The sequence below is a fragment of the Paracoccus sp. pheM1 genome, assembly GCF_018499825.1.
GTDB classification, from domain to species: Bacteria; Pseudomonadota; Alphaproteobacteria; order Rhodobacterales; family Rhodobacteraceae; genus Paracoccus; species Paracoccus versutus.
The window spans coordinates 290,499-315,614 of the sequence record NZ_JAGXCX010000002.1; the positions used below are offsets into that span (position 1 = coordinate 290,499).

Here is a 25,116-nt window from a genome sequence, read left to right on the forward strand (position 1 = left end):
CATGTCGAATACACGTCAAGCCGAAGCGGTCAGCCCCTGGCGCGCGCCGGTGCTGTTCCTGATCCTGGCCGCGCTGTTCCTGGCCGAGGGCAGCTTTCGCAACGCGCTGTTCTCGGGCAGCTGGAACACGGCGCTGGCCATCCTGAACATGGGGCTGATCTCGGCCGTCATGGCCCTGGGCGTCAACATGCAATGGGGCTATGCCGGGCTGTTCAACGCCGGCGTCGTGGGCTTCCTGGCGCTTGGCGGGCTGGCGCCGGTGCTGGTCTCGACCGCGCCGGTGCAGGGCGCCTGGGCCGCCGGCGGGCCGCGGCTGATCCTGGCGCTTCTGGTGGGGCTCGGCACGCTGGTGCTGGCGGCGCAGGTTTGGCGGCGCATGTCCGGAGCCTGGCGCGTCCCGGCGCTAGTCGCGGTGCTGGTGGCGGGCTTCGTGGCCTATCGCTGGCTGTTCGATCCGGCGGTGATGGCGATCGAGGCGAACAATTCCGCCCGCGCCGGCAATATCGGCGGGCTGGGCTGGCCGGTGCTGCTGTCCTGGCCGGTGGGGGCGCTGTTCGCCGCCGCGGCCGCCTGGGGCGTCGGCAAGGTGGCGCTGGGGCTGCGCTCGGACTACCTGGCCATCGCCACGCTGGGCATCGGCGAGATCATCGTCGCGGTGATGCGCAACGAGGAATGGCTGTCGCGCGGGGTCAAGAACGTCTCGGGCATCCCGCGCCCGGTGCCCTATGAGCTGGACCTGCAGGGCAATGCCGATTTCGTGGCCCGCGCCGCCGAATGGGGGATGAGCCCGGCCGTCGCCTCGGGCGTCTGGGTCAAGCTGCTTTACGCGGGCCTGTTCGGGGCGGTGCTGCTGGCGCTGATCCTGCTGGCGGAACTGGCGCTGAAATCGCCCTGGGGCCGGATGATGCGCGCGATCCGCGACAACGAGACCGCCGCAGAGGCCATGGGCAAGGACGTGACCCGCCGGCATCTGCAGATCTTCGTCATCGGCAGCGCGGTGATCGGCCTGGCCGGCGCGATGATGGTCACGCTGGACGGGCTTTTGTCGCCCAACAGCTTCAACCCGCTGCGCTATACCTTCCTGATCTGGGTGATGGTGATCGTCGGCGGCTCGGGCAACAACTGGGGCGCGGCGCTGGGGGCGATCCTGGTCTGGTTCCTGTGGATCAAGGCCGAGGTCTGGGGGCCCGAGCTGATGCGGCTTGTCACCGGGCCGCTGCCCGCGGGCGCATTGCGCGACCACCTGCTGGGCAGCGCGCCGCATATGCGCTTCATCGCGCTGGGGGTGGTGCTGCTGCTGGTGCTGCGCTTTGCGCCACGGGGGCTGGTGCCGGAGAAGTGATGGGAGGACGTCACGGGGGCTTTGCCCCCGCACCCCCAGGGTATTTGGAAAACGGAGAAAGGTGCGGGTCTGCGCCTTTTCTCACGCTGCGGTGAGGGTGATCGGCGTCCGGTCGCCCTGGGCGAAGCGACGCAGCACCGCGGGGTAGAGCCGGTGTTCCTGGACCAGGACGCGGGCGGCCAGCGTCTCGGCCGTGTCGCCGGGCAGGACCGGCACCCGCGCCTGGCCGAGGATCGGGCCGGCGTCGAGTTCGGGCGTGACCAGGTGGACGGTGGCCCCGGCCTCGGCATCGCCGGCCTCGATGGCGCGGCCATGGGTGTGCAGGCCGGGATATTTCGGCAGGAGCGAGGGGTGGATGTTCAACATCCGGCCCTGGAAGCGCTGCACGAAATCCGGGGTCAGGATGCGCATGAAGCCGGCCAGGCAGAGGATGTCCGGTTCCGCCGCCAGCAGCGGTTCCAGCAGAGCCGCCTCGAAACCGGCGCGGTCGCCGGGATAGGCGCGGTGGTCCACCGCGAAGCTCGGCACGCCCAGGGCCTGCGCCCTGGCCAGCCCCGCCGCCTGCGGGTCGTTCGAGCCGACGATCACCGGGCGGGCCGGGTGGCTGCCGGTCATCGATTCGACCAGCTGGACCATGTTCGAGCCGCCGCCCGAGATCAGGATGGCGACGCGTTTCACCGCAAGCGGCCGGAGTAGCGCACGCCCGCGCCGGGGCGAACATGGCCCAGGCGGACCACCGTTTCGCCCTGCGCCTTCAGCAGCGCCTCGAGTTCGGCGGCGCGGTCGGCGGCCACGGCCAGGATCATGCCGATGCCGCAGTTGAAGGTCTTGAGCATCTCGGCATCAGCGATGTCGCCGGCCCCGGCCAGCCAGTCGAAGACCGGCGGCAGGCTGAAGCTGTCGAGGTCCACCTCGGCCCCGAGGCCCTGGGGCAGGACGCGCGGCAGGTTCTCGGTGATGCCGCCGCCGGTGATATGGGCCGCCGCATGCACGCCACCGGCGCGGATCGCCGCCAGGAGCGGGCGCACGTAGAGCCGCGTCGGCACCAGCAGCGCCTGGCCCAGCGTGCCCGCGGCAAAGGGCGCGGGCGCCGACCAGTCGAGCCCGGCGTGGTCGGCCACCCGGCGCACCAGCGAGAAGCCGTTGGAATGCACCCCGTCCGAGGCAAGGCCCAGCAGCACGTCGCCATCCGCGACGCCCGCCGGCAGGGCCGTGCCCCGCTCCATCGCGCCGACGGCGAAGCCCGCGAGGTCGAAATCGCCGCGCGCATACATGCCCGGCATCTCGGCCGTCTCGCCGCCGATCAGCGCGCAGCCGGACCGGCGGCAGCCCTCGGCGATGCCGTTGATGACCCGCGCAGCCTCATCGACCGACAACTTGCCGGTGGCGAAATAATCCAGGAAGAACAGGGGCTCGGCACCCTGGCAGACCAGGTCGTTCACGCACATCGCCACCAGGTCGATGCCCAGCCCGTCAAGCTCGCCCGTGTCGATGCCGATGCGCAGCTTGGTGCCGACGCCGTCGGTCGCGGCCACCAGAACCGGGTCGTCGTAGCCGGCCGCGCGCGGGTCGAAGAGCGCGCCGAAGCCGCCCAGCCCTTCCATCACGCCGGGGCGGCGGGTGGCAGCGGCGGCGGGCTTGATCCGCTCGACCAGCGCATTGCCCGCGTCGATATCCACTCCGGCCTCGGCATAGGACAGGCCGCTCTTGCGCTGCTCGGTCATCTTCGGGATCCCCTTTGCTTTGACGCCCCGATAGCGCAGGCGGGCCGCGCAGGCAATGTGCCCGCTGCGACCGGGCGCGGATTTGGCCCCGGCGCCCCTGCCGCGATCCGGCGCGGCGGCTGTTGTCGGCCCCCGCCGCCGGGCATTAAGATCAATATGCGACCATAACGAAGCCATGCGGCGAATCAAATGCCTGCCACGCTGAGTCTGATGGGATCCGTGCGCCTGCGCGGCGCCGGCGGGGCGGATCTCACCCCCCGCAGCCAGAAGGCTCGTGGCGCGCTGGCATTGCTGGGCACGGCGCCGGACCTGCGGCTCAGCCGCGCCCGGCTGCAAGACCTGCTGTGGAGCGAGCGGGGCCGGCAGCGCGGTTCCGACAGCCTGCGGCAGATGCTGCGCGAGCTGCGCGCCGCGCTGGGTGCCGAAAAGGGCATCCTGCTGACCGGCGTGGGCTGGGTGGGGCTGGACGCCGAGCGGCTGCGCATCGACCTGACCCCGGTCTATGACGCCGGCGGCGCGCCGATCGAGTTCGCCGCCGACATCGACGTGCCCGACCCCGAGTTCGAGACCTGGTTGCGCGACATGCGCCTGCGGCTGACGCCGGATTGCGACGGTCCCAGCATCCTGCAACGGCCCCTGCCGCCCCCGCCCCTGCCCGAGCCCTGGTGCGCGGGCGAGCCCGCCCCCGGCGATTACGTCGTGGCCTTGCAGCCGGTCGAAAGCAACGACGCCCGCGCCCATGTCATCGGCGAGATGATCCTGAACGAGGCCGCCGCCCGCGCCTGCGAGATGATCCCGGCGGTGCTGGCCGACCGGCACTCGGCCGGGGCGCCGCAGGCCGGCATCCAGATCGGCGCCATCTGCTATGCGGCGGGGACCGACTGCTCGCTGATGGTGGTGATGCGCGACCTGGCCACCGGCGCGCGCGGCTGGACGCGGCGCTTCACCATCCGCGCCGCCGACGAGACCGCGACCATGCGCCATGCGGTGGCGCAGATCGCGGTGGCGCTGCTTGACCGGGCGCGGCGGACCGCCCCGCCGGCGCAGGGGCTGACCTTCCCGGTCTGGGACGTGTTCAGCTATTCCCGCGACCGGCTGGAATCGGCCGACCGCATCCTTGCCGCGATGCCGCGGGAACGGCAGAGCGGCGTGGCGCTGGCGCTGCGTTCCTATCTGCGCAACACGCTGATCAGCGAGCGGCTGACCGAGGATCCGGCGCGCTGCTCGGACGAGGCCGAGGCCTTTGCGCGGCAGGCGCGCGACCTGGCGCCCGCCAACCCCTCGGTGCTGGCGGTGGCCTCGCTTTCCGCCTCGTGGCGGCGGGATGCGGTAGGGGCGCTGGAGCTGGCGCAGGCCGCCTGCCGCAACGATCCCGACAACGAGTTGGCCTGCCATGCGCTGTCCCAGGCGCTGACCGATGTCGGCCGCGACCTAGAGGCGCTGGAGGCGACCGAGCGCGGCGCCCGCGGCGCCCTGGCCGAGCTGGGCCCGGCCTCGTGGCTGATGCGCCGCGCCGTGGTGCAGCTGCGGCTGGGCCGGCTGGGCGATGCCGAGAACTCGGCCGCGGCCGCCTTTGCCTTCGCCCCGGACAACCGGCCCTCGCTGCGTTTCCTGGCGGCGCTGCGCTATCATCGCGGCGACGTGGCCGGCGCCGCCGACGCCCTGCGCCACCTGCGCCGGATCGAGCCGGATTTCTCGCTCGAGCTGATGGCCGAGCCGGATTATCCGGTCGCGCCGCTGCGCATGGCCCGGCTGATGGGGATCACCCGCTCGGGGCTTTGAGGCCGCGGCGGTCAGGGCGAGACCAGCACCTCCAGCACGATGGGCGCCCCGCCCCGGCCCGGCTCCAGCACCAGCCGGGCGCGGCCGGGGGCGACGGCGACAAAGGCCAGGACAAGGGGCGGGCCGGCATCCAGCCGGGGCAGTTCGGGGCCGGCAAGGATCGGTGCGCCCTGCAGCCGGGCCAGGCGGGGGTCGCGGGCCGCGGCCTCGGACAGGCTGTTCAGATGCACCTCCAGCCGGTCGCCGCAGCGCAGGGCCACGGGGCCCGAGATGTGGTCCTCGTGCAGCACGCAGGTCATGGGCCGGTGCCGCGGCGGATAGCGCAGCGGCGGCGCGCCCGTCGCCATCGCCCGCTGCATGCTGTCGAGCCAGGCGCCGCGCAGCCGCGCGGCCGTCAGGTCCGCCCGGTCCAGCCGCGCGCCGGTCAGGTCGGCGCGCTCCAGCACCGCGCCGCGCAGGTCGGCATCGGACAGGTCCGCCAGACCCAGGCTGGCCCGCGACAGGTTGGCGTTGCGAAACCGCGCCCGCGGCGCGCGGGCCGACCACAGGCTTGCATCCGACAGCTGCGCGTCGGTCAGGTCGGCCTCGGTCAGGTCGGCATAGGACAGGTCGGCACCCACCAGCGTCATGCCCGACAGGTCCAGCCCGGCCAGGTCGGACCCGGCCAGGTGCAGACGGCCCATCGTCGCGATGCGCCGGACGATCTCGGCGCGGGTGTATTCCGCCATGCTCCCTCTCTCGGACAGTCCTCGCCAAGAGTGTGCGGCCAGTCAAGTGCCCGGAGGCGGCTGCCTCCGCCTCCGGGCTACCGGATCGTCAGTCACCCAGGTCAGACTGGATCCAGTAACGCTTGCGAAAGCCGCGCACGCATTCGATCTCGATGCCCTGGCGGGCGACGAGACGGGCGGTGTTGCTGCGGATTCCGTATCCGATTTCCGTGGTGCCCGGCAGGGTGCGCAGGCTCAGCGGCGCCGCGCCGCGCGCGGCCAGGTCGCGCATCAGCCGCGCCGAATGCTGCGCCAGGATGCGGGTGATCGACTGCGGCTCGGGCTCGGGCAGGCCCTCGGGCCGCACGGGCGGCGGCGGATCGTCGGGCAGGCCGTGGCGATGGGCGCGCACCGGCATCCGCTCGGCCACCCGGCGCAGGGTCGATTCGATGCGCAGCACGGTGCCGTCCGGCCGCATCGCCAGCCGCAGCGTCCCGGCATCCGGGGTCAGCACCGGGATGCCGTCGATCGCCTGGCGGAATTGCACGATGATCTCGTCCAGGCTTTCCGCCGGGGGCTCGTCCAGCCGGCGCAGGCTGGCCGTCGCCGAAAGCGCCAGCGAGACGCGGTCGAAGACCAGCTCGATCCCCGCCGGCAGAAAGCCGTATGACCGCAGCACGGACCGGGCGCGGCTGACCAGGGCGCGGCGCGGCGGCATCTCGCGCAGGCCGCGCCCCGGCGCGGCGGGCTCCAGCTCCAGCAGGATGTGCCCGTCCGGCCGGCGCTGAAAGCGCAGCGCCCCCTGGCCCACCGAAAGCGCGCCCTGCGCATCGAGGGCAGCCAGGGCCGGGTCCAGCCCCAGCCGCGACAGCACCGAGCGGGCCAGGGCGCGATCCTCGGACACCGGGACCAGCCGCACGGCGCCGAACTCGGCCGGGGGCTCGGTCAGCGCCGCCTCGCGCTGGTAAAGCGCCTGGGGCGCGTGCCAGCGCCAGGCCCAGCATTGCGCCGCGCCGCGCTGCGCCGCAAAGCGCCGCTCGCCGAACAGCATGGCCAGCGCCGCATCGCGGTCGGGCGCGCAGGCACAGGCGACCGGGCTTTGGTCGGGGGCCACGTCCCAGGCCCCGTCCAGCCAGGCCTGGGCAAAGGGCTTGCCCATCTGCCAGTGGCGCCAGAAATTCGCGCCATAGCGGCCGGAATCCCAGCAGATCGAATCGAAGCCGAACAGCATCCGCAGCCCGGCATTGGCCCGCGCCCAGCTGTAAAGCGGGCTGAAGCCCCGCCCGACGCGCAGCGACTGGCTGGTGGACCAGAACAGATAGCGCAGGCCGTCGGTGCCAAGCCGCATCCGTTCGGCGGTCAGGCAGGCGTCCGTCCCGGTCCAGAGCGCCCCCATCGGCAGGTGGAACACCCCGTCGTCGCCCATCCGGCCATGGCCGGCGTGATAGAACACCCGCACCGAATCCATGTCCCGGCCCGGCGCATGTTCCATCGCCTGCCGGTCGTAGATCCAGGACTTCACCGCCGCGTCCCGGCGCCAGAAATCCGGCGTGGCGAACCGGTCCACCGCATCCAGAAACCCGCCCGCATCGCGATGGGCGGCATGCAGCGCACCGGCGGCGCGATAGGTCTCGACGCTGCAGGCGCCGTAAAGCCGGCTGGCGGGGCCGGGCATGTCCGCGGCTTCCGCAGGATCCGCCGCCGCCTCCGTTTCCCAACCCGGCCGGGGGTGCAATTGCTGCATCCCATCGAATCCGGGACCGGATCGGGAAACGAAATCTTCCATGCCGAAGCTCCTTGCAGGACACGCGCCGGATCCTTCGGACCCGGCAGGCGGACGCGGTCACAGGTTGCGTCGAAGCTAGGCCGGGCGGCGTGAACTGAACGTGAATCGACGCTTAATGCACAAATGGCCGGGAAATCCCCGCATCAGCCCGGAAAGCAAAGGTCCGGTCCGGGCGCAATTAGACGAATCAGCGCCCCTCGCCCGCCCCCGCATGCGGCGCCATGCCCAGGGAAAGCTCGCGCGCGGCCTCGATCACCGCCTCGGACATGGCCTCGAGCCGCGCGTCCGACATGCGCAGGCTCGGCCCCGAGACCGAGATCCCCGCCGCCGCCTCGCCGGCCAGGTCGAAGATCGGCGCGGCGATGCAACGCATGCCGGGCGTGCGCTCTTCGTTGTCCAGGGCATAGCCGCGGGCGCGGATGCGGGCCAGATCGTCCAGGAGCGCTTGGGGGTCGGTCAGCGTCATCTCGGTGAACCGCTCCAGCCGCATCTCGCGGATCATCCGCTTCAGGTCCGCCGGCCGGGCATGGGCCAAAAGCGCCTTGCCGATCCCCGAGGCATGCAGCGCCGAGCGCGTACCGGGCGGAAAGAAGGCGCGGATCGTCTCATGCGTCTCGGCCTGGCTCAGGAACAGCACGGCATCGCCGTTCAGGATGCCCAGGTTCGCCGTCTCGCCCGTCACCTCCATCAGCCGGCGCAGCAGCGGCCGCGCCCGCTCGACCAGGCCCGAGCGGCGCATGAAGGCCGAGCCGTGGCGAAAGGCCGTCGGCCCGACATGCCAGGCCTGGGTCTGGCTGTCGCTTTCCGCCACGCCGCGCGCCGCCAGCGTCACCAGCACCCGATGCACGGTCGAGGGCGCCATCTCCAGGCGCTGCGCGATCTCGGTCAGCGTCAGCCCGCTGGAGACCGCGATCAGGTCGAGGATGTCGAGCGCCCGGTCCAGCGCCCGGATGCCGCCCGAATCCTCGGCGCCAAGGCCGCCGGCGCGGCCCCTGGGACGGCCCCTTTTGCGGATCTGAACCGACATTCAACTTTTCCTTTCGACAACTTTTTCATTTTCTTGAAAATCACGACTTGGCTTTGGAAAAGACCAACCAGCTGATTCCACGTCACTTTAGGCCATTTTTCCGCGATTGCGAAATATTTTTCAGAAAAATTGCATCAATGGACAGCAAAACGTAGCTTGGTCCACAAGCGCAGGAGGAATTGCCATGACCAGTCAGAACCCGATCTTCATCCCCGGCCCCACCAACATCCCCGAGGAGATGCGCAAGGCCGTGGACATGCCCACCATCGACCACCGCTCGCCGGTGTTCGGCCGGATGCTGCATCCGGCGCTGGAGGGGGTGAAGAAAGTCCTCAAGACCACGCAGGCGCAGGTGTTCCTGTTCCCCTCGACCGGCACCGGCGGCTGGGAAACCGCGATCACCAACACGCTGTCGCCCGGCGACAAGGTGCTGGCGGCCCGCAACGGCATGTTCAGCCACCGCTGGATCGACATGTGCCAGCGCCACGGGCTGGACGTGACCTTCGTCGAGACCCCCTGGGGCGAGGGCATCCCCGCCGACCGTTTCGAAGAGATCCTGGCCGCCGACAAGGGCCACGAGATCCGCGTCGTGCTGGCCACGCATAACGAGACCGCGACCGGGGTGAAATCCGACATCGCCGCCGTCCGCCGCGCGCTGGACGCCGCCAAGCACCCGGCCATGCTGTTCGTCGACGGCGTTTCCTCGATCGGCTCGATGGATTTCCGCATGGACGAATGGGGCGTCGACATCGCCGTCACCGGCTCGCAAAAAGGCTTCATGCTGCCGCCGGGGCTGGCCATCGTCGGCTTCTCGCCCAAGGCCATGGCGGCGGTCGAAAGCGCGCGCCTGCCGCGCACCTTCTTCGACATCCGCGACATGGCGACCGGCTATGCCCGCAACGGCTATCCCTATACGCCGCCGGTCGGCCTGATCAACGGGCTGAACGCCAGCTGCGAGCGCATCCTGGCCGAGGGGCTGGAGAACGTCTTTGCCCGCCACCACCGCATCGCCGGCGGCGTGCGCGCCGCGGTCGAGGCCTGGGGGCTGAAGCTCTGCGCCGCCCGCCCCGAGCTTTATTCCGACAGCGTCAGCGCCATCCGCGTCCCCGAGGGCTTCGACGCCAACCTGATCGTCAGCCATGCGCTGGAGACCTATGACATGGCCTTCGGCACCGGCCTGGGCCAGGTCGCGGGCAAGGTGTTCCGCATCGGCCACCTGGGCAGCCTGACCGACGCCATGGCGCTGTCCGGCATCGCCACGGCCGAGATGGTGATGGCCGATCTGGGCCTGCCGATCAAGCTGGGCTCGGGCGTCGCCGCCGCGCAGGAACATTACCGCCAGACCACCGCCGCCGCGCAGAAGAAAGCCGCGTGATGAAGGACAGCGAGATGTATATCCCGACCTACGAGGACATGCTGGCCGCGCATGAGCGGATCAAGCCGCATATCCGCCGCACGCCGATCCGCACGTCGGACTATCTGAACGAGCTTGCCGGCGCGCAGCTGTTCTTCAAATGCGAAAACTTCCAGGAGCCGGGGGCCTTCAAGGTCCGCGGCGCCACCAATGCGGTCTTTGGCCTTGACGAGGCGCAGGCGGCCAAGGGCGTCGCCACGCATAGCTCGGGCAACCATGCCTCGTGCCTGAGCTACGCGGCCATGCTGCGGGGCATCCCCTGCAACGTGGTCATGCCGCGCACCGCGCCGCAGGCCAAGAAGGACACGGTGCGCCGCTATGGCGGCAAGATCACCGAATGCGAGCCCTCGACCAGCTCGCGCGAGGAGACCTTCGCCAAGGTGCAGGCCGAGACCGGCGGCGATTTCGTCCACCCCTATAACGACCCGCGGGTGATCGCGGGCCAGGGCACCTGCGCCAAGGAATTCATGGAGCAGACCGACGGGCTCGACGCCGTGGTGGCCCCCATCGGCGGCGGCGGCATGATCTCGGGCACCTGCCTGACGCTGTCGACGCTGGCGCCCGAGGTGAAGGTGATCGCGGCCGAGCCCGAGCAGGCCGACGACGCCTATCGCAGCTTCAAGGCCGGCTACATCATCGCCGACGACGCGCCCAAGACCGTTGCCGACGGCCTGCTGGTGCCGCTCAAGGATCTGACCTGGCATTTCGTCAAGAACCACGTCCACGAGATCTATACCGCCTCGGACGCCGAGATCGTGGACGCGATGAAGCTGATCTGGAAGCACCTGCGCATCGTGATGGAGCCCTCCAGCGCCGTGCCGCTGGCCACCATCCTGAAGAACCCGGATGCCTTTGCCGGCAAGCGCGTCGGCGTCATCGTCACCGGCGGCAATGTCGATCTCGACAAGCTGCCCTGGAACTGAACCCGAATTGAGGAGAGCCCCATGAACGCGAAAACGGATTTCGCCGGCTACGAGGTCGGCTATGACATCCCCGCCCTGCCGGGCATGGACGAGGCCGAGATCCAGACGCCCTGCCTGATCCTCGACCTGGACGCGCTGGAGCGCAACATCAGGAAGATGGGCGACTATGCCAAGGCGCATGGCATGCGCCACCGCAGCCACGGCAAGATGCACAAGTCGGTGGACGTGCAGAAGCTGCAGGAGTCGCTGGGCGGCTCGGTCGGCGTCTGCTGCCAGAAGGTCAGCGAGGCCGAGGTCTTTGCCCGCGGCGGCATCGGGGACGTGCTGGTCACGAACGAGGTGCGCGAGCCGGCCAAGATCGACCGGCTGGCCCGGCTGCCCAAGACCGGCGCGACGGTGACGGTCTGCGTCGACGACGTGTCCAACATCGCCGACCTGTCGGCGGCGGCGCAAAAGCACGGCACCGAACTGGGCATCTTCGTGGAAATTGACTGCGGCGCCGGGCGCTGCGGCGTGACCACCAAGGAAGCCGTGGTCGAGATCGCCAAGGCCGCCGACGCCGCCCCGAACCTGGTCTTCAGGGGCATCCAGGCCTATCAGGGCGCCATGCAGCACATGGACAGCTACGAGGACCGCAAGGCCAAGCTGGACGCCGCCATCGCCCAGGTCAAGGAAGCCGTCGCCGCGCTGGAAGCCGAGGGTTTGCCCCCCGAATTCGTCTCGGGCGGCGGCACGGGGTCGTATTACTTCGAAAGCAATTCGGGCGTTTACAACGAATTGCAATGCGGCAGCTACGCCTTCATGGATGCCGATTACGGCCGCATCCACGATGCCGAGGGCAAGCGCATCGACCAGGGCGAATGGGAGAACGCGCTGTTCATCCTGACCTCGGTCATGAGCCATGCCAAGCCGCACCTGGCGGTGGTCGATGCCGGGCTCAAGGCGCAGTCGGTCGATAGCGGCCTGCCCTTCGTCTATGGTCGCGACGACGTGAAATACATCAAGTGCAGCGACGAGCATGGCGTGGTCGAGGACAAGGACGGCGTGCTGAAAGTCAACGACAAGCTGCGGCTGGTGCCCGGCCATTGCGACCCGACCTGCAACGTCCACGACTGGTATGTCGGCGTTCGGAACGGCAAGGTCGAGACGGTCTGGCCGGTTTCGGCGCGCGGAAAGGGCTACTGATGCTCGTCGTCGCCGAAAAGGAAATCGCGGGTCTGATGACCCCCGAGGCGGCCTTCGAGGCCATCGAGGCGATCTTCGCCTCGATGGCCCGTCGCAAGGCCTATAACTTCCCGGTGGTGCGCGAGGCCATCGGCCACGAGGACGCGCTTTACGGCTTCAAGGGCGGCTTCGACGCCTCGGCGCTGGTGCTGGGGCTGAAGGCCGGCGGCTACTGGCCGTTGAACCAGAAGCACAACCTGATCAACCACCAGTCCACCGTCTTCCTGTTCGACCCGGACACCGGCCGGGTGACTGCCGCGGTGGGCGGCAACCTGCTGACGGCGCTGCGCACCGCGGCAGCCTCGGCGGTGTCGATCAAGTATCTGGCGCCCAAGGGGGCCAAGGTGCTGGGCATGATCGGCGCCGGCCACCAGTCCGCCTTCCAGATGCGGGCGGCGGCCAATGTGCATCCGTTCGAGAAGGTCATCGGCTGGAACCCGCATCCCGAGATGCTGTCGCGCCTTGCCGATACCGCGGCGGAACTGGGCCTGCCCTTCGAGGCGGTCGAGCTGGACCGGCTGGGCACCGAGGCCGACGTGATCATCTCGATCACCTCGTCCTTCTCGCCCCTGCTGATGGACCAGCATGTAAAGGGCCCGACGCATATCGCCGCCATGGGCACCGATACGAAAGGCAAGCAGGAGCTGGACCCGGCGCTGGTCGCGCGCGCCCGGATCTTCACCGACGAGGTCGCGCAGTCGGTCAGCATCGGCGAATGCCAGCATGCCATCGCATCGGGCCTGATCCGCGAGGATCAGATCGGCGAACTCGGCGCCGTCGTCGCGGGCGACCATCCGGGACGCGGCGACGCCGAGGTGACGCTGTTCGACGGCACCGGCGTCGGGCTGCAGGATCTGGCGGTTGCGCAGAAAGTCCTTGAAATCGCAAAGGAAAAGGGACTGGCGCAAGAAGTCGAGATCTAAAGAGACATAACGTCCTGAAACTAGGGAGGTATAGGACGAATGCAAGCAATCGATACCAGCCCCGGCTTTGATCCGGTCGAGGAGCGCATCGTCGCGCCTCGGCTGCTCGCCCTGGGCTTCCAGCATGTTCTGGTCATGTATGCCGGCGCCATCGCGGTGCCGCTGATCGTCGGCCGCGCCCTGCAGCTTTCGCCGCAGGACGTGGCCTTCCTGATTTCCGCCGACCTCTTCGTCTGCGGCATCGTCACCATCATCCAGTCCTTCGGCGCCACGCAATGGTTCGGCATCCGCCTGCCGGTGATGATGGGCGTGACCTTCGCCGCCGTCGGGCCGATGGTCGCCATCGCCTCGTCCAATCCGGGGCAGGAGGGGGCGCGGATGATGTTCGGCGCCATCATGGCCGCCGGGCTCATCTCGATCTTCTTCGCGCCGCTGGTCAGCCGGCTGTTGCGCTTTTTCCCCAGCGTCGTCACCGGCACGGTGATCCTGGTGATCGGCGTCAGCCTGATGCCGGTGGGCATCAACTGGATCTTCGGCCTGCCGGTCGGCCCGACCGCGCCGCAACTGGTCGATCCCGCCGCCCAGGCCTGGCTGGAGGCCGCCCGCGCCGCCGGCGACGTCCCCGACAGCGTCAAGCTGATGCCGACCGTCGCCAATCCCGAATATGCCTCGCTGCCGCGCATCCTGATCGGCATCACCGTGCTGGCCGCGATCCTGCTGATCGCCCGCTACGCCCGCGGCTTCGTCGCCAATATCGCGGTGCTCCTGGGCATCGTCATCGGCGGGCTGCTGGCCGCCGCGCTCGGCATGATGCATTTCGAGGGCATCGCCGAGGCCGCCTGGTTCGCCCCGATCAAGCCCCTGCATTTCGGCATGCCGATCTTCGACCCGGTGATGATCCTGACCATGCTGCTGGTCATGTTCGTGACCATGATCGAATCGACCGGCATGTTCCTGGCGCTTTCCGACATCTGCGGCCGCCGCATGACGCCCAAGGCGCTTTCGGCCGGGCTGCGCGTGGACGGGCTCGGCACCGCGATCGGCGGGCTCTTCAACACCTTCCCCTATACCTCCTTCAGCCAGAACGTCGGGCTGGTGGGCGTGACCGGCGTGCGCTCGCGCTTCGTCTGCGTGGCGGGCGGCGCGATCATGATCGTGCTGGGCCTGATCCCCAAGATGGGCGCGCTGGTCGAATCGCTGCCGACCACGGTGCTGGGCGGCGCGGGGCTGGTGATGTTCGGCATGGTCGCCGCGACCGGCATCCGCATCCTCTCGACGGTGGATTTCAAGGGCAACAAGCACAACCTGTTCATCGTCGCCGTCTCGCTGGGGCTGGGCATGGTGCCGATGATCGCGCCCGACTTCAACCAGTGGCTGCCGCATTCCATGCACACGCTGATCCACTCCGGCATCCTTCTGGCCGCCGTGGCCGCGGTGCTGCTGAACTGGTTCTTCAACGGCGCGCCGCACACCAGCGACGAGGAAATCGCCGCCGCCGCCCACGCAGCCGAGGCGCATTGATGACGAAACGCCTGCTCATCAGGGGCGCCGAAGTGGTCGTGACCATGGACGGCGCCCGGCGCGAGATCGCCGGCGGGGACGTGCTGGTCGAGGGCGGGGTGATCTCCGCCGTCGGCCCCGGCCTCTCGGCCGAAGGCGCCGAGGTGGTCGAGGCGCGGGGCTGCGTCGTCACCCCCGGCCTCGTCAACACCCATCACCACTTGTTCCAGACCCTGACCCGCGCCGTGCCCGCGGCCCAGGACGCGGCGCTGTTCGGCTGGCTCAGGACGCTTTATCCGATCTGGGGCCGCATGGGCCCCAAGGACATCCGCCTGTCGACCCGGATCGGCCTTGCCGAACTGGCGCTCTCGGGCTGCACCTGTTCCTCGGACCATCTCTACCTGTTCCCGAACGGCGCCCGGCTCGACGACAGCATCGAGGCGGCGGCCGAGATCGGCATCCGCTTCACCGCCACCCGCGGCGCCATGTCGATCGGCGAGTCCAAGGGCGGCCTGCCCCCCGACGCCCTGGTCGAGGACGAGGCCGCGATCCTCAAGGACAGCGAGCGCCTGGTCGCCGCCTTCCACGACCCCAGGCCCGGCGCCATGGTGCAGGTCGGCCTCGCCCCCTGCTCGCCCTTCTCGGTCAGCCGGGAACTGATGCGCGACGCGGCGATCCTCGCCCGCGACAAGGGCGTGCGGCTGCACACCCACCTGGCCGAAAACGACGAGGATATCGCCTATTCTCTGGAAAACTTCGGCATGCTGCCCGGCGATTACGCCGAAAGCCTGGGCTGGACCGGCGAGGATGTCTGGCACGCGCATTGCGTGAAACTGTCGGACAAGGAAATCGACCTCTTCGCCCGCAGCGGCACCGGGGTCGCGCATTGCCCCTGCTCGAACGCACGCCTCGCCTCGGGCATCGCCCCGGTGCGGCGGATGCGCGACGCCGGCGTGCCGGTGGGCCTGGGCGTCGACGGCTCGGCCAGCAACGATTGCAGCCATCTGGGCCTCGAGGCGCGCCAGGCCATGCTGGTCGCCCGCCTCAAGGACGGCCCGGCCGCCATGGGCGCGCACGAGGCACTGGAGATCGCCACGCTCGGCGGCGCGCGCGTGCTGGGCCGCAGCGACATCGGCGCGCTGGAACCCGGCAAGCGCGCCGACCTGGTGCTCTGGGACGTCTCGGAACTGCCCGCCGCCGGCCAATGGGATCCGGTGGCGGCGCTGGTCTTCTGCGCGCCGATCCGCCCGCGCGCGGTCTATGTGGAAGGCCGCGCCGTGGTGCAGGATCACCACCTGCTGACCGCAGACACGAATCGCCTGAACGAACAGGCCCGCGCCGCCATCGCCCGGCTCGCCGATTGACTAAGGAAAGGACCACAATGCCCGGCTATCTGACCACCCATGTGCTCGACACCGCCAACGGCACGCCCGCGCAAGGCATGCGGATCGAGCTTTACCGCCTCGACCCCGAGCGCCGGCTGATCGCCCAGACCGTCACCAACCACGACGGCCGCACCGACAAGCACATCCTGCCCGAGGCGGAGTTCCAGACCGGCGAATACGAACTGGTCTTCCATGTCGGCGCCTGGCTCGACGCCCAGGGACACCAGGCGGCCAAGCCCCGCTTCCTCGACCAGGTGCCCCTGCGCTTCGGCATGTCCGAACAGGACCATTACCACGTGCCGCTGCTGATCTCGCCCTACGGCTTTTCGACCTATCGCGGCAGCTGAGCCCCCAGGCTTTCTCCGTTTTCCAAATACCCTGGGGGTGAAAGGCCCGGCACGGGCCTGAGGGGGCAAAGCCCCCTCTTTTTCATTTCCGCAGCACCCCGCGAAAGATTTTCAACGCATCGTTAAGACAGCAAGGGGAAATGCGTGAATACTCGCAACCCCGCGAAGCGGCTAGTCTTTCCCCAGCTAGACAGGAGACAAAGTATGTCCGATTTCGCCGTCATCTGGGATTGGCTCGCCTTTGCCATCCGCTGGACGCATGTCGTCACCGCCATCTGCTGGATCGGCTCGTCCTTCTATTTCGTCGCCCTCGACCTCGGGCTGCGCAAGGTGCCGGGCCTGCCCCCCGGCGCGCATGGCGAGGAATGGCAGGTCCATGGCGGCGGCTTCTACCACATCCAGAAATACCTGGTCGCGCCCGAGCGCATGCCCGAGCATCTGATCTGGTTCAAATGGGAAAGCTACATGACCTGGATCTCGGGGGCGGCGCTCCTGATGGTCACCTATTGGGTCGGCTCCGAGCTGTTCCTGATCGACCCCGCCAAGATGGAACTGGCGCCCTGGCAGGCGATCCTGATCTCGGCCGGCTCGCTCTCGATCGGCTGGCTGATCTATACCAACCTGTGCAAGTCCAGGCTGGGCGAGACCCCGACCCTGCTGATGCTGATCCTCTTCGCGCTGCTGATGGTCATGGGCTGGGCCTACAACCAGGTCTTCACCGGCCGCGCGGTCATGCTGCACCTGGGCGCCTTCACCGCCACGATCATGACGGCGAACGTGTTCTTCATCATCATGCCGAACCAGCGCATCGTCGTCGCCGACCTCAAGGCCGGGCGTCCCGCCGATCCGAAATACGGCAAGATCGCCAAGCTGCGCTCGACGCATAACAACTACCTGACGCTGCCGGTCGTCTTCCTGATGCTGTCGAACCACTATCCGCTGGCCTTCGCCACCGAATACAACTGGGTGATCGCCGGGCTGATCTTCCTGATGGGCGTGACCATCCGGCATTTCTTCAACACCATGCACGCCGGCGGCGGCATGAAGTGGTGGACCTGGGCCGCGACCACGATCCTGTTCATCATCGTCATGTGGCTCTCGACCGCGCCCATGTTCCGCCAGACGCTCGAGGAGGCCGAGGCCCGCGTCCTGACCCCCTCGCAACAGGCGATGCTCGACGCGCCGGGTTGGGACGACGCCTATAACGCGGTCATGGGCCGCTGCTCGATGTGCCATGCCAGGGAGCCCTCGTACGAGGGCATCCACACCGCGCCCAAGGGCGTGCTGCTGGAAACCCCCGACGACATCACCCGCGCCGCGCGCGAGATCTTCATCCAGGCCGGCGTGACCGATGCCATGCCGCCCGCCAATGTCAGCTTCATGGAGCCGCAGGAACGCCAGGCGATCATCGACTGGTATCGCGGCCTGCCCAAGACCTTCGCCTGGAACTGACCTGTTTGCCTCTGCCCGCCGGATCGGCTAGCTGCACCGTTCGGCAGCATCGAGGGAGGCAGGCATGGACCGCGGGAATGGCTGGGACGATTCCGCCGAGGCCTGGATCGCCGACATGGGCGAGGAAGGCGATTTCTCGCGCCGCCACGTGCTCGACGCCCCGATGCTGGCCCGCATCCGCGGCCGCGGCTTTCGCAACGCCCTGGATGTCGGCTGCGGCGAGGGGCGTTTCTGCCGGATGCTTGCCGCCGAAGGCATCGCCGCGACCGGCATCGATCCCACGCCGAAGCTGATCGAGGCCGCGCGCAGCCGCGACGACAAGGGCCGCTACGTGCAGGCCCGCGCCGAGGCCCTGCCCTTGCCCGATTCCGGCTTCGACCTGGTGGTCAGCTACCTGACGCTCATCGACATCGACGACATCCGCGCCGCCATCGCCGAGATGGGGCGCGTCCTGCGTCCCGGCGGCAGCCTGCTTGTCGCCAACCTGAACTCATTCAGCACGGCGGGCGGCTGGAACGGCGATCCCGGCACGGGCTACCTGATCGACAACTACCTGGACGAGCGCGCGGAATGGGTCAGCTGGCGCGGCATCCTGATCCGCAACTGGCATCGCCCCTTCCATGCCTACATGCAGGCGCTGCTGGCGCAGGGGCTGCGGCTGGTGCATTTCGACGAGCCCGCCCCGCAGGGCGGCGATCCCGAGCGCGTCGCGCGCTATCGCCGCGCGCCCTATCTGCACCTCATGGAATGGGTGCGGGACTAGGGCTCAGGCAAACACCCCCCGCACCTCGCGCGCGATGAAATCGGCGAACAGCCGCACCTTGGGATCCTGCAGGCGGCGATGCGGCGTCAGCACGCCGAATTGCGAGGGGGTCGGCGGATGGTCCGGCAGCACCTCGACCAGCCGCCCGGCGGTCAGATGCTCGGCCACCTCGTAGCGGGGACGGTTGACGATGCCCCTGCCCGCCAGCGCCCAGCCGCTCAGCACGTCGCCGTCGTCGGCGTCGAACTTGCCGTTCACCAGCAGCTTCTGCGGCCCCTCGGGGCTTTCCAGCACCCAGTAGTATTCCGGGCTCCTCGGATAGCGCAGCAGCAGGCAATTATGCGCGGCCAGATCCTCGGGGCGCTGGGGATGGCCATGCTGCTCCAGATAGTCGGGGGTCGCCACCAGCGCGCGCCGGCATTCCGCGATCCGCCGCCATTTCAGCGCCGAATCCTGCGGCTCGCCCAGGAAGAAGGCCAGGTCGATCCCGTCGGCGATGATGTCGACGTTGCGGTCCGACAGCCGCAACCGCACCTCGACGCCGGGATACTCGTCGCAGAATTTCGGCACCAGCGGCGCGATCAGCCGCCGCCCCAGGCCCAGCGGCGCCGTCACCCGCAAGGCGCCATGCGGCATGCCGGAAAAGCCCGAGACCACCGCCTCGGCCTCGTCCAGCGTCTCGATCACCCGGCGGGCATTGTCGTAGAAGGCCCGCCCCACCTCGGTCGGCACCAGCTTGCGGGTTGTGCGGTTCAGAAGCCGCACCCCGTAGCGCGTTTCCAGATCCTTGATCCGGTTCGAGGCGACGGCCGGCGACATGCGCAGGTCGCGCCCGCCCGCGGTGATCGAGCCCAGTTCGACCACGCGGACGAAGACCCGCAGACTTTCAAGATATGGCATGGTCTCAACCCGCCTCTTTCAAGGAATCGCTGAAAGTCTTATGCTCAATCCGAGATTTCGCAAAGAGCAATTCGCATCTAGGCTTTTCCCATACCCAGCCATGCGAGCGAGGACCGAATGGGCCACGAATTGCGCTTTTTTCTGAACGACGCCGAGATCCGCCTGACCGAGGCCGGATCGCGCGACACACTTCTGGACTTCCTGCGGCTCAACCGCCGCCTGACCGGCACCAAGGAGGGCTGCGCCGAAGGCGATTGCGGCGCCTGCACCGTCCTGATCGGCCGGCTGCATGAGGGCCGGCTGCATTACGAACCGATCAATGCCTGCATCCGCTTCCTTGCCTCGTGCCACGGCTGCCATGTCGTCACCGTCGAGCATCTGCGCGGCGCGGACGGGGGCTTGCACCCGGTCCAGGCCGCCATGGTCGAGCATCACGGCAGCCAATGCGGCTTTTGCACGCCGGGCTTCGTCATGGCGCTTTACGGGCTGTGGATGTCCAAGCCGCGCCCCGACATGCTGGCGATCGAGACCGCGCTGCAAGGCAACCTGTGCCGCTGCACCGGCTACGAGCCGATCGTGAAGGCGGCCTTCGCGGCTTCCGAGGCCGGCGGGCAGCACATGGACGCGCTGAATGTCGAGCGCGACCGCATCACCGCCGCGCTGGCCGCGATCCCGCGCGACCGCGTCGAGGTGGCGCGCGGCGAGGATCGCGCCATCCTGCCGGCCGACGCCGCCGACCTGGCGCAGGTGCTGGCCCAGAACCCCAAGGCCACCATCGTCGCCGGCGCCACCGACGTCGGCCTGTGGGTGACGAAATTCCTGCGCGACATCTCTCCGGCGGTGTTCATCGGCCATCTTCAGGATCTCAAGCGGATCGAGATCGCCCCCGGCCATGTCACCATCGGCGCCGGTGTGACCTATTCCGAGTTCGAGCCCTTCCTGCGCCAGCATTTCCCCGAGGCGGTGGATTACTGGCTGCGCATCGGCGGCTGGCAGGTCCGCAATGCCGGCACCATCGGCGGCAATGTCGCCAACGGCTCGCCCATCGGCGAGACGCCGCCCCTGCTGATCGCGCTTGGCGCGACCCTGCGGCTGCGCAGCGCCGAGGGCACCCGCGAATTGCCCGTCGAGGATTACTTCATCGAATACGGCAAGCAGGACCGCCGCCCCGGCGAATTCGTCGAGGCGATCACCGTGCCCCTGAAGGGCGAGGCCAGGATCGCCGCCTACAAGGTCTCCAAGCGCCACCACGCCGACATCACCGCCTCGGCCGCCGCCTTCCGGGTGGAAACCGACGGGGCGACGATCATCGATGCGCGCGTGGCCTTCGGCGGCATGGCCGGCACGCCCAAGCGCGCCACCCAGGCCGAGGCGGCGCTGAAGGGCCAGCCCTTCACCGCCGAGACCTTCGAGGCCGCGGCGCGCGCGGTCGCCAATGACTTCCAGCCGCTCAGCGACTGGCGGGCCAGCAAGGAATATCGCCAGCAACTCGCCGCCAACTTCTTCCGCCGCTTCTGGCTTGAACAGCAGGGCGCAGACCACCGCCTGAGGAGGGTCGAATGAAACAGGACGTCTTCGTCAAGGGCGCCGCCCATACGCCCATCATCCACGATTCCGCCGAAAAGCACGTCACCGGCCGGGCCGACTATACCGACGACCTGATGGAGCCGGTGGGCACGCTGCACGCCTATCTGGGGCTTTCGACCGTGGCGCATGGCCGCATCGTCTCGATGGACCTCGATGCGGTGCGCAAGGCCCCCGGCGTGCATCTGGTGCTGACCGCCGCGGACATTCCCGGCCATAACGACATCTCGCCCACCGGCCTGCACGACGAGCCGCTGCTGGCCGGGGACGAGGTGCAGTTCCACGGCCAGCCGATCTTCGCCGTGGTGGCCGAGACCCGCGACCAGGCCCGCCGCGCCTGCCAGCTGGCCCGCGTGGAATACGAGGAACTGCCCTTTGCCATCGACGCGATCAGCGCCCGCGACGCCGGGCTGGGCTATGTGACCAAGCCCCTGAAGCTCAAGCGCGGCGACATGGCCGAAATGGACCGCGCGCCCCGGCGCATCGAAGGCCGGCTGACCGTCGGCGGGCAGGAGCATTTCTACCTGGAAAGCCAGATCGCCTTCTCGATCCCCGGCGAGGACGACGAGGTCGTGGTCAACGTCTCGACCCAGCATCCCAGCGAGGTGCAGCACATGGTCGCCCATGTGCTGGGCGTGCCCTCGAACGCCGTGGTGGTGAACGTGCGCCGCATGGGCGGCGGCTTCGGCGGTAAGGAATCGCAGATGAACCCCTTTGCCTGCATCTCGGCGCTGGCGGCCAAGAAGCTCGGGCGCGCGGTCAAGCTGCGCCCCGACCGCGACGACGATTTCTCGATCACCGGCAAGCGGCACGATTTCGTCATCGACTATCAGGTGGGCTATGACGAGACCGGCAGGATCCACGCGGTGGACGCCGATTTCTACGCCCGCTGCGGCTGGTCCTCGGACCTGTCGGGCCCGGTGACGGACCGGGCGCTGTTCCACGCCGACAACGCCTATTACTACCCGGCGGTGGAACTGCGCAGCCATCCGATGAAGACCAACACCTGCTCGAACACCGCCTTTCGCGGCTTCGGCGGCCCGCAGGGCGTGGTCATGGCCGAGCGCATCGTCGAGGACATCGCCTATGCCCTCGGCCGCGACCCCCTGGAGATCCGCAAGCTGAACCTCTACGAAAACGGCCAGCTCACCCCCTATCACCAGGAGGTCGAGGACCAGATCCTGCCGCGCATCTTCGAGGAACTCGAGGCCAGCAGCGACTACCACGCCCGCCGCCAGGCGGTGCTGGACTGGAACGCCCGCGCCCAGGAACAGGGCGGCGCGATCCGCAAGGGCATCGCCCTGACCCCGGTCAAGTTCGGCATCAGCTTCACCGCGACCTGGTACAACCAGGCCGGCGCGCTGATCCACATCTACTCGGACGGCTCGATCCACCTGAACCACGGCGGCACCGAGATGGGCCAGGGCCTGAACACCAAGGTCGCGCAGGTGGTGGCCGAGGCGCTGGGGGTCAGCATCGACCGCATCCGCATCACCAAGACCACGACCGAGAAGGTGCCGAACACCTCGGCCACCGCGGCGTCCTCGGGCTCGGACCTGAACGGCATGGCGGCGCTGGACGCCTGCCGCCAGCTGATCGAGCGGCTGACCGCCTTCGCCGCCGAGGCCAAGGGCGTGCCGCCGGAACTGGTCAGCATTGGCGAGACGGTGCAGATCGGCACCGAGGAAATGCCCTTCCAGGATTTCGTCAACACCGCCTATCTGGCGCGGGTCCAGCTGTCGGCCGCGGGCTTCTACAAGACGCCCAAGATCCACTGGAACCGCGACACCGGGCAGGGCCGCCCGTTCTACTACTTCGCCTATGGCGCCGCCTGCTCCGAGGTCTCGGTCGACACGCTGACCGGCGAATACGTGATCGAGCGCGCCGATGTGCTCCATGACGTGGGCCGCAGCCTGAACCCGGCGCTCGACAAGGGCCAGGTCGAGGGCGCCTTCGTGCAGGGCACCGGCTGGCTGACCAGCGAGGAACTGTGGTGGGACCAGAAGGGCCGGCTGCGCACCCATGCGCCCTCGACCTACAAGATCCCGCTGGCCTCGGACCGGCCCAAGGTCTTCAACGTGCAGCTGGCCGACTGGTCGGTGAACCGCGAGGCGACGATCAAGCGCTCGAAGGCGGTGGGCGAGCCGCCCTTCATGCTGGGCATCTCGGTCTTTCAGGCGCTGAACATGGCGGTGGCCTCGTTCAACGGCTATGCCGAGAACCCGCGCATCGACGCGCCCGCCACGCCCGAGCGCGTGCTGATGGCCATCGAGCGGCTGCGGCCATGATCCGGGTCGAGATCACCCGCACCCGCGGCTCGTCCCCGCGCGAGAAGGGGGCGGCGATGTTCGTCACCCCCCAGGACCTCAGCGGCACCATCGGCGGCGGCCAGCTGGAATACATGGCCATCGACCGCGCCCGGCAAATGCTGGCGCGCGACGAGGCGCAGGCCGTGATGGACGTGCCGCTGGGCCCCGAGATCGGCCAATGCTGTGGCGGCCGGGTCGAAATCTCGCTGACCCGCGTGACCGAGGCCCCGGCCGGGCCCGAACATCCGCAGGTGCTGATCTTCGGCGCCGGCCATGTCGGCCGCGCGCTCGCCAAGGCCCTGGCGCTGCTGCCGCTGCGCCCGATCCTGATCGACCAGCGCATGGGCGAACTCGGGCAGGCCACGGGCGAAACCCGCCTGACCCCCCTGCCCGAGGCCGAGATCCGCAACGCCCCCTTCGGCACCAGCCATGTCATCGTCACCCATGACCACGCGCTGGACTTCCTGCTCGCGGCCGAGGCGCTGCGCCGCATGGACGCGCCCTATATCGGCATGATCGGCAGCCGGACGAAACTGGCGCAGTTCCGCCGCTTCGCCCGTGCCCAGGGGCTGGACACCGACCGGCTGACCTGCCCCATCGGCGCGGGATATTCGCGCGACAAGCGCCCCGAGATCATCGCCGCCTTCACCGCCGCCGAGATCATCGGCCGCCTCACCGAAACCGCTTCTTCGTTGAAAAAATACCCATGCGACAGCTGATCCGGGGGCGCACGCTCTCCTTCCACGCCGACCCCGCCGAAACCGAGGACGCCTTCGCCTATCACGAGGACGGCGCCATCGTCACCGAAGCCGGCAAGATCGTCGCCATGGGCGATTACGCCGCCCTGCGCGAACCCGGCCTGCCGGAAATCGACCACCGCCCGAACCTGATCCTGCCGGGCTTCATCGACCCGCATATCCATTTCCCGCAGGTGCAGGTGATCGCCAGCTGGGGGGCGCAACTGCTCGACTGGCTCAACACCTATACCTTCCCCGAGGAATCGCGCTTTGCCCAGCAAGGCCATGCCCCGCTCATGGCCGGGAAGTTCCTGGACCTGCTGCTTTCGCACGGCACCACCACCGCCGTCGCCTTCTGCTCGGTGCATCCGCAATCGGCCGAGGCGCTGTTCGCGGCCGCCGAGGCGCGCGAGATGGCGATGATCGCCGGCAAGGTGATGATGGACCGCAACGCCCCCGAGGCGGTGCTCGATACGCCGCAGCAGGGCTATGACGACAGCAAGCGGCTGATCGAAAAATGGCACGGCCGCGGCCGCCAGCGCTATGCCATCACCCCGCGCTTCGCCATCACCTCGACGCCCGAGCAGATGGCGATGGCCGGGCAATTGGTGCGCGAACATCCCGACTGCCACATCCAGACGCATCTGTCGGAAAACCGCGACGAGATCGCCTTCACCCTGCAGCTCTATCCCCAGGCGCGCGACTATCTCGACATCTACGAAAGCTACGGGCTGCTCTCGGACAAGCTGCTGCTCGGCCATTCCATCCATCTCGAGCCGCGCGAGATCGCCCGCATGGCCGAGACCGGCAGCCGGGCGGTGTTCTGCCCGACCTCGAACCTGTTCCTCGGCTCGGGGCTTTTCGACGAGGCGGGCCTGCGCAAGGCCGGCGTGACCAGCGGCATCGCCACCGATGTCGGCGGCGGCACCAGCTATTCCATGCTGCAAACCCTGGCCGAGGGCTACAAGATCCTCCAACTGCGCGGCCAGAAGCTGCATCCCCTCGCCGCCTTCCACTGGATTACCCGCGGCAATGCGCTGGCGCTCGGCATGGCCGACCGCATCGGCACGCTGGAGCCCGGCTCTGACGCCGACCTGGTGGTGCTGGACAGCCGCGCGACGCCGGCGATGGCGCTGCGCATGGAACGGGCCGAGACCCTGGCCGAAGAGCTGTTCATCCTGCAGATCCTCGGCGACGACCGCGCCATCGCCCAGACCTATGTCGCGGGAAAACCCATGCTCGGCTGACCCGGCGCAACTGCCAAAAAAAGGGGAAGTCTGCGCAAAC

Annotated in this window: 21 protein-coding genes; 15 read left to right on the top strand and 6 right to left on the bottom strand. The window is 68.9% G+C overall.

Annotated features, from left to right (window positions below; genetic code table 11):
- Position 1: 1 nt before the first annotated feature.
- Positions 2-1,342, top strand: a complete 1,341-nt coding sequence (locus tag KF941_RS15520) for a branched-chain amino acid ABC transporter permease (RefSeq protein ID WP_114535433.1) — start codon at positions 2-4, stop codon at positions 1,340-1,342.
- Between the two features lie 81 nt (positions 1,343-1,423).
- Here KF941_RS15520 and purN read toward each other — a convergent pair whose 3' ends face one another.
- A complete protein-coding gene (gene purN / locus KF941_RS15525) occupies positions 1,424-2,020 on the bottom strand; it encodes a phosphoribosylglycinamide formyltransferase (RefSeq protein ID WP_036753929.1) in 597 nt (198 codons plus the stop codon).
- Positions 2,017-3,066 (bottom strand): phosphoribosylformylglycinamidine cyclo-ligase, encoded by a 1,050-nt coding sequence (purM, locus tag KF941_RS15530; RefSeq protein WP_072460705.1) that lies wholly within the window; start codon positions 3,064-3,066, stop codon positions 2,017-2,019. The genes purN and purM overlap by 4 nt, the downstream gene beginning before the upstream one ends.
- 210 nt (positions 3,067-3,276) lie before the next feature.
- Here purM and KF941_RS15535 point away from each other — a divergent pair, with 210 nt between their 5' ends.
- Positions 3,277-4,848: an SARP family transcriptional regulator gene (locus tag KF941_RS15535; RefSeq protein ID WP_240540446.1), complete on the top strand. Its 1,572-nt coding sequence runs from the start codon at positions 3,277-3,279 to the stop codon at positions 4,846-4,848.
- 11 nt (positions 4,849-4,859) lie between these two features.
- Here KF941_RS15535 and KF941_RS15540 read toward each other — a convergent pair whose 3' ends face one another.
- From KF941_RS15540 to bhcR, 3 genes are all read right to left on the bottom strand, one after another.
- Positions 4,860-5,576, bottom strand: a complete 717-nt coding sequence (locus KF941_RS15540) for a pentapeptide repeat-containing protein (protein WP_036753920.1) — start codon at positions 5,574-5,576, stop codon at positions 4,860-4,862.
- A gap of 88 nt (positions 5,577-5,664) precedes the next feature.
- Entirely contained in the window at positions 5,665-7,230 is a 1,566-nt protein-coding gene (locus KF941_RS15545) for a DUF6345 domain-containing protein (protein WP_175562290.1), read from the bottom strand.
- A gap of 298 nt (positions 7,231-7,528) precedes the next feature.
- On the bottom strand, positions 7,529-8,368 hold the full coding sequence (bhcR, locus tag KF941_RS15550) for an HTH-type transcriptional regulator BhcR (RefSeq protein ID WP_072460708.1): 840 nt from the start codon (positions 8,366-8,368) through the stop codon (positions 7,529-7,531).
- 184 nt (positions 8,369-8,552) lie between these two features.
- Between bhcR and bhcA the strand changes: the two genes are divergently transcribed.
- From bhcA to KF941_RS15595, 9 genes are all read left to right on the top strand, one after another.
- Entirely contained in the window at positions 8,553-9,743 is a 1,191-nt protein-coding gene (gene bhcA, locus KF941_RS15555; protein WP_036753911.1) for an L-aspartate--glyoxylate aminotransferase BhcA, read from the top strand.
- Positions 9,743-10,705 (top strand): beta-hydroxyaspartate dehydratase BhcB, encoded by a 963-nt coding sequence (gene bhcB, locus KF941_RS15560; RefSeq protein WP_214273869.1) that lies wholly within the window; start codon positions 9,743-9,745, stop codon positions 10,703-10,705. Before bhcA ends, bhcB begins: the two co-directional genes overlap by 1 nt.
- Before the next feature lie 21 nt (positions 10,706-10,726).
- The gene (gene bhcC / locus KF941_RS15565; RefSeq protein ID WP_036753904.1) at positions 10,727-11,890 is read left to right on the top strand and encodes a 3-hydroxy-D-aspartate aldolase BhcC; all 1,164 of its coding nucleotides are present in this window, start codon (positions 10,727-10,729) and stop codon (positions 11,888-11,890) included.
- Entirely contained in the window at positions 11,890-12,852 is a 963-nt protein-coding gene (bhcD, locus tag KF941_RS15570) for an iminosuccinate reductase BhcD (protein ID WP_214273870.1), read from the top strand. The genes bhcC and bhcD overlap by 1 nt, the downstream gene beginning before the upstream one ends.
- A gap of 39 nt (positions 12,853-12,891) precedes the next feature.
- The gene (locus KF941_RS15575; protein ID WP_036753900.1) at positions 12,892-14,373 is read left to right on the top strand and encodes a nucleobase:cation symporter-2 family protein; all 1,482 of its coding nucleotides are present in this window, start codon (positions 12,892-12,894) and stop codon (positions 14,371-14,373) included.
- Positions 14,373-15,716, top strand: coding sequence for an 8-oxoguanine deaminase (locus tag KF941_RS15580; protein WP_214273871.1), 1,344 nt, complete (start codon positions 14,373-14,375; stop codon positions 15,714-15,716). The genes KF941_RS15575 and KF941_RS15580 overlap by 1 nt, the downstream gene beginning before the upstream one ends.
- 17 nt (positions 15,717-15,733) lie before the next feature.
- On the top strand, positions 15,734-16,084 hold the full coding sequence (gene uraH / locus KF941_RS15585) for a hydroxyisourate hydrolase (RefSeq protein ID WP_036753894.1): 351 nt from the start codon (positions 15,734-15,736) through the stop codon (positions 16,082-16,084).
- Between the two features lie 204 nt (positions 16,085-16,288).
- Positions 16,289-17,536: a urate hydroxylase PuuD gene (locus KF941_RS15590; protein ID WP_036753889.1), complete on the top strand. Its 1,248-nt coding sequence runs from the start codon at positions 16,289-16,291 to the stop codon at positions 17,534-17,536.
- A gap of 64 nt (positions 17,537-17,600) precedes the next feature.
- Positions 17,601-18,299 carry a class I SAM-dependent methyltransferase gene (locus tag KF941_RS15595; RefSeq protein WP_214273872.1) on the top strand — a complete coding sequence of 233 codons (699 nt, stop codon included), beginning with the start codon at positions 17,601-17,603 and terminating at the stop codon, positions 18,297-18,299.
- A gap of 3 nt (positions 18,300-18,302) precedes the next feature.
- Here the strand turns inward: KF941_RS15595 and KF941_RS15600 are convergent, their stop codons facing one another.
- On the bottom strand, positions 18,303-19,199 hold the full coding sequence (locus KF941_RS15600; protein WP_214273873.1) for a LysR family transcriptional regulator: 897 nt from the start codon (positions 19,197-19,199) through the stop codon (positions 18,303-18,305).
- Between the two features lie 117 nt (positions 19,200-19,316).
- Here KF941_RS15600 and xdhA point away from each other — a divergent pair, with 117 nt between their 5' ends.
- Genes xdhA through guaD form a run of 4 tightly spaced genes read left to right on the top strand, consistent with a single transcriptional unit; the run spans position 19,317 to position 25,076 of the window.
- The gene (gene xdhA / locus KF941_RS15605) at positions 19,317-20,762 is read left to right on the top strand and encodes a xanthine dehydrogenase small subunit (protein ID WP_214273874.1); all 1,446 of its coding nucleotides are present in this window, start codon (positions 19,317-19,319) and stop codon (positions 20,760-20,762) included.
- Complete coding sequence (gene xdhB, locus KF941_RS15610; protein ID WP_036753880.1) at positions 20,759-23,071, top strand: xanthine dehydrogenase molybdopterin binding subunit; 2,313 nt, start codon at positions 20,759-20,761, stop codon at positions 23,069-23,071. The genes xdhA and xdhB overlap by 4 nt, the downstream gene beginning before the upstream one ends.
- A complete protein-coding gene (gene xdhC, locus KF941_RS15615; RefSeq protein WP_214273875.1) occupies positions 23,068-23,811 on the top strand; it encodes a xanthine dehydrogenase accessory protein XdhC in 744 nt (247 codons plus the stop codon). Before xdhB ends, xdhC begins: the two co-directional genes overlap by 4 nt.
- A complete protein-coding gene (guaD, locus tag KF941_RS15620; protein WP_214273876.1) occupies positions 23,799-25,076 on the top strand; it encodes a guanine deaminase in 1,278 nt (425 codons plus the stop codon). The genes xdhC and guaD overlap by 13 nt, the downstream gene beginning before the upstream one ends.
- The last annotated feature ends 40 nt before the right edge of the window (positions 25,077-25,116 follow it).

Bases quoted from the DNA above. Each gene is read 5' to 3' on its own strand.
- KF941_RS15575 (WP_036753900.1), top strand. From the start codon at position 12,892: ATGCAAGCAATCGATACCAGCCCCGGCTTTGATCCGGTCGAGGAGCGC.
- guaD (WP_214273876.1), top strand. From the start codon at position 23,799: ATGCGACAGCTGATCCGGGGGCGCACGCTCTCCTTCCACGCCGACCCC.
- KF941_RS15590 (WP_036753889.1), top strand. From the start codon at position 16,289: ATGTCCGATTTCGCCGTCATCTGGGATTGGCTCGCCTTTGCCATCCGC.
- bhcC (WP_036753904.1), top strand. From the start codon at position 10,727: ATGAACGCGAAAACGGATTTCGCCGGCTACGAGGTCGGCTATGACATC.
- KF941_RS15520 (WP_114535433.1), top strand. From the start codon at position 2: ATGTCGAATACACGTCAAGCCGAAGCGGTCAGCCCCTGGCGCGCGCCG.
- KF941_RS15535 (WP_240540446.1), top strand. From the start codon at position 3,277: ATGGGATCCGTGCGCCTGCGCGGCGCCGGCGGGGCGGATCTCACCCCC.
- xdhB (WP_036753880.1), top strand. From the start codon at position 20,759: ATGAAACAGGACGTCTTCGTCAAGGGCGCCGCCCATACGCCCATCATC.
- bhcA (WP_036753911.1), top strand. From the start codon at position 8,553: ATGACCAGTCAGAACCCGATCTTCATCCCCGGCCCCACCAACATCCCC.
- bhcD (WP_214273870.1), top strand. From the start codon at position 11,890: ATGCTCGTCGTCGCCGAAAAGGAAATCGCGGGTCTGATGACCCCCGAG.
- KF941_RS15600 (WP_214273873.1), bottom strand. From the start codon at position 19,199: ATGCCATATCTTGAAAGTCTGCGGGTCTTCGTCCGCGTGGTCGAACTG.
- KF941_RS15595 (WP_214273872.1), top strand. From the start codon at position 17,601: ATGGACCGCGGGAATGGCTGGGACGATTCCGCCGAGGCCTGGATCGCC.
- KF941_RS15580 (WP_214273871.1), top strand. From the start codon at position 14,373: ATGACGAAACGCCTGCTCATCAGGGGCGCCGAAGTGGTCGTGACCATG.
- KF941_RS15545 (WP_175562290.1), bottom strand. From the start codon at position 7,230: ATGCCCGGCCCCGCCAGCCGGCTTTACGGCGCCTGCAGCGTCGAGACC.
- xdhA (WP_214273874.1), top strand. From the start codon at position 19,317: ATGGGCCACGAATTGCGCTTTTTTCTGAACGACGCCGAGATCCGCCTG.
- bhcB (WP_214273869.1), top strand. From the start codon at position 9,743: ATGAAGGACAGCGAGATGTATATCCCGACCTACGAGGACATGCTGGCC.
- uraH (WP_036753894.1), top strand. From the start codon at position 15,734: ATGCCCGGCTATCTGACCACCCATGTGCTCGACACCGCCAACGGCACG.
- bhcR (WP_072460708.1), bottom strand. From the start codon at position 8,368: ATGTCGGTTCAGATCCGCAAAAGGGGCCGTCCCAGGGGCCGCGCCGGC.
- purM (WP_072460705.1), bottom strand. From the start codon at position 3,066: ATGACCGAGCAGCGCAAGAGCGGCCTGTCCTATGCCGAGGCCGGAGTG.
- KF941_RS15540 (WP_036753920.1), bottom strand. From the start codon at position 5,576: ATGGCGGAATACACCCGCGCCGAGATCGTCCGGCGCATCGCGACGATG.
- xdhC (WP_214273875.1), top strand. From the start codon at position 23,068: ATGATCCGGGTCGAGATCACCCGCACCCGCGGCTCGTCCCCGCGCGAG.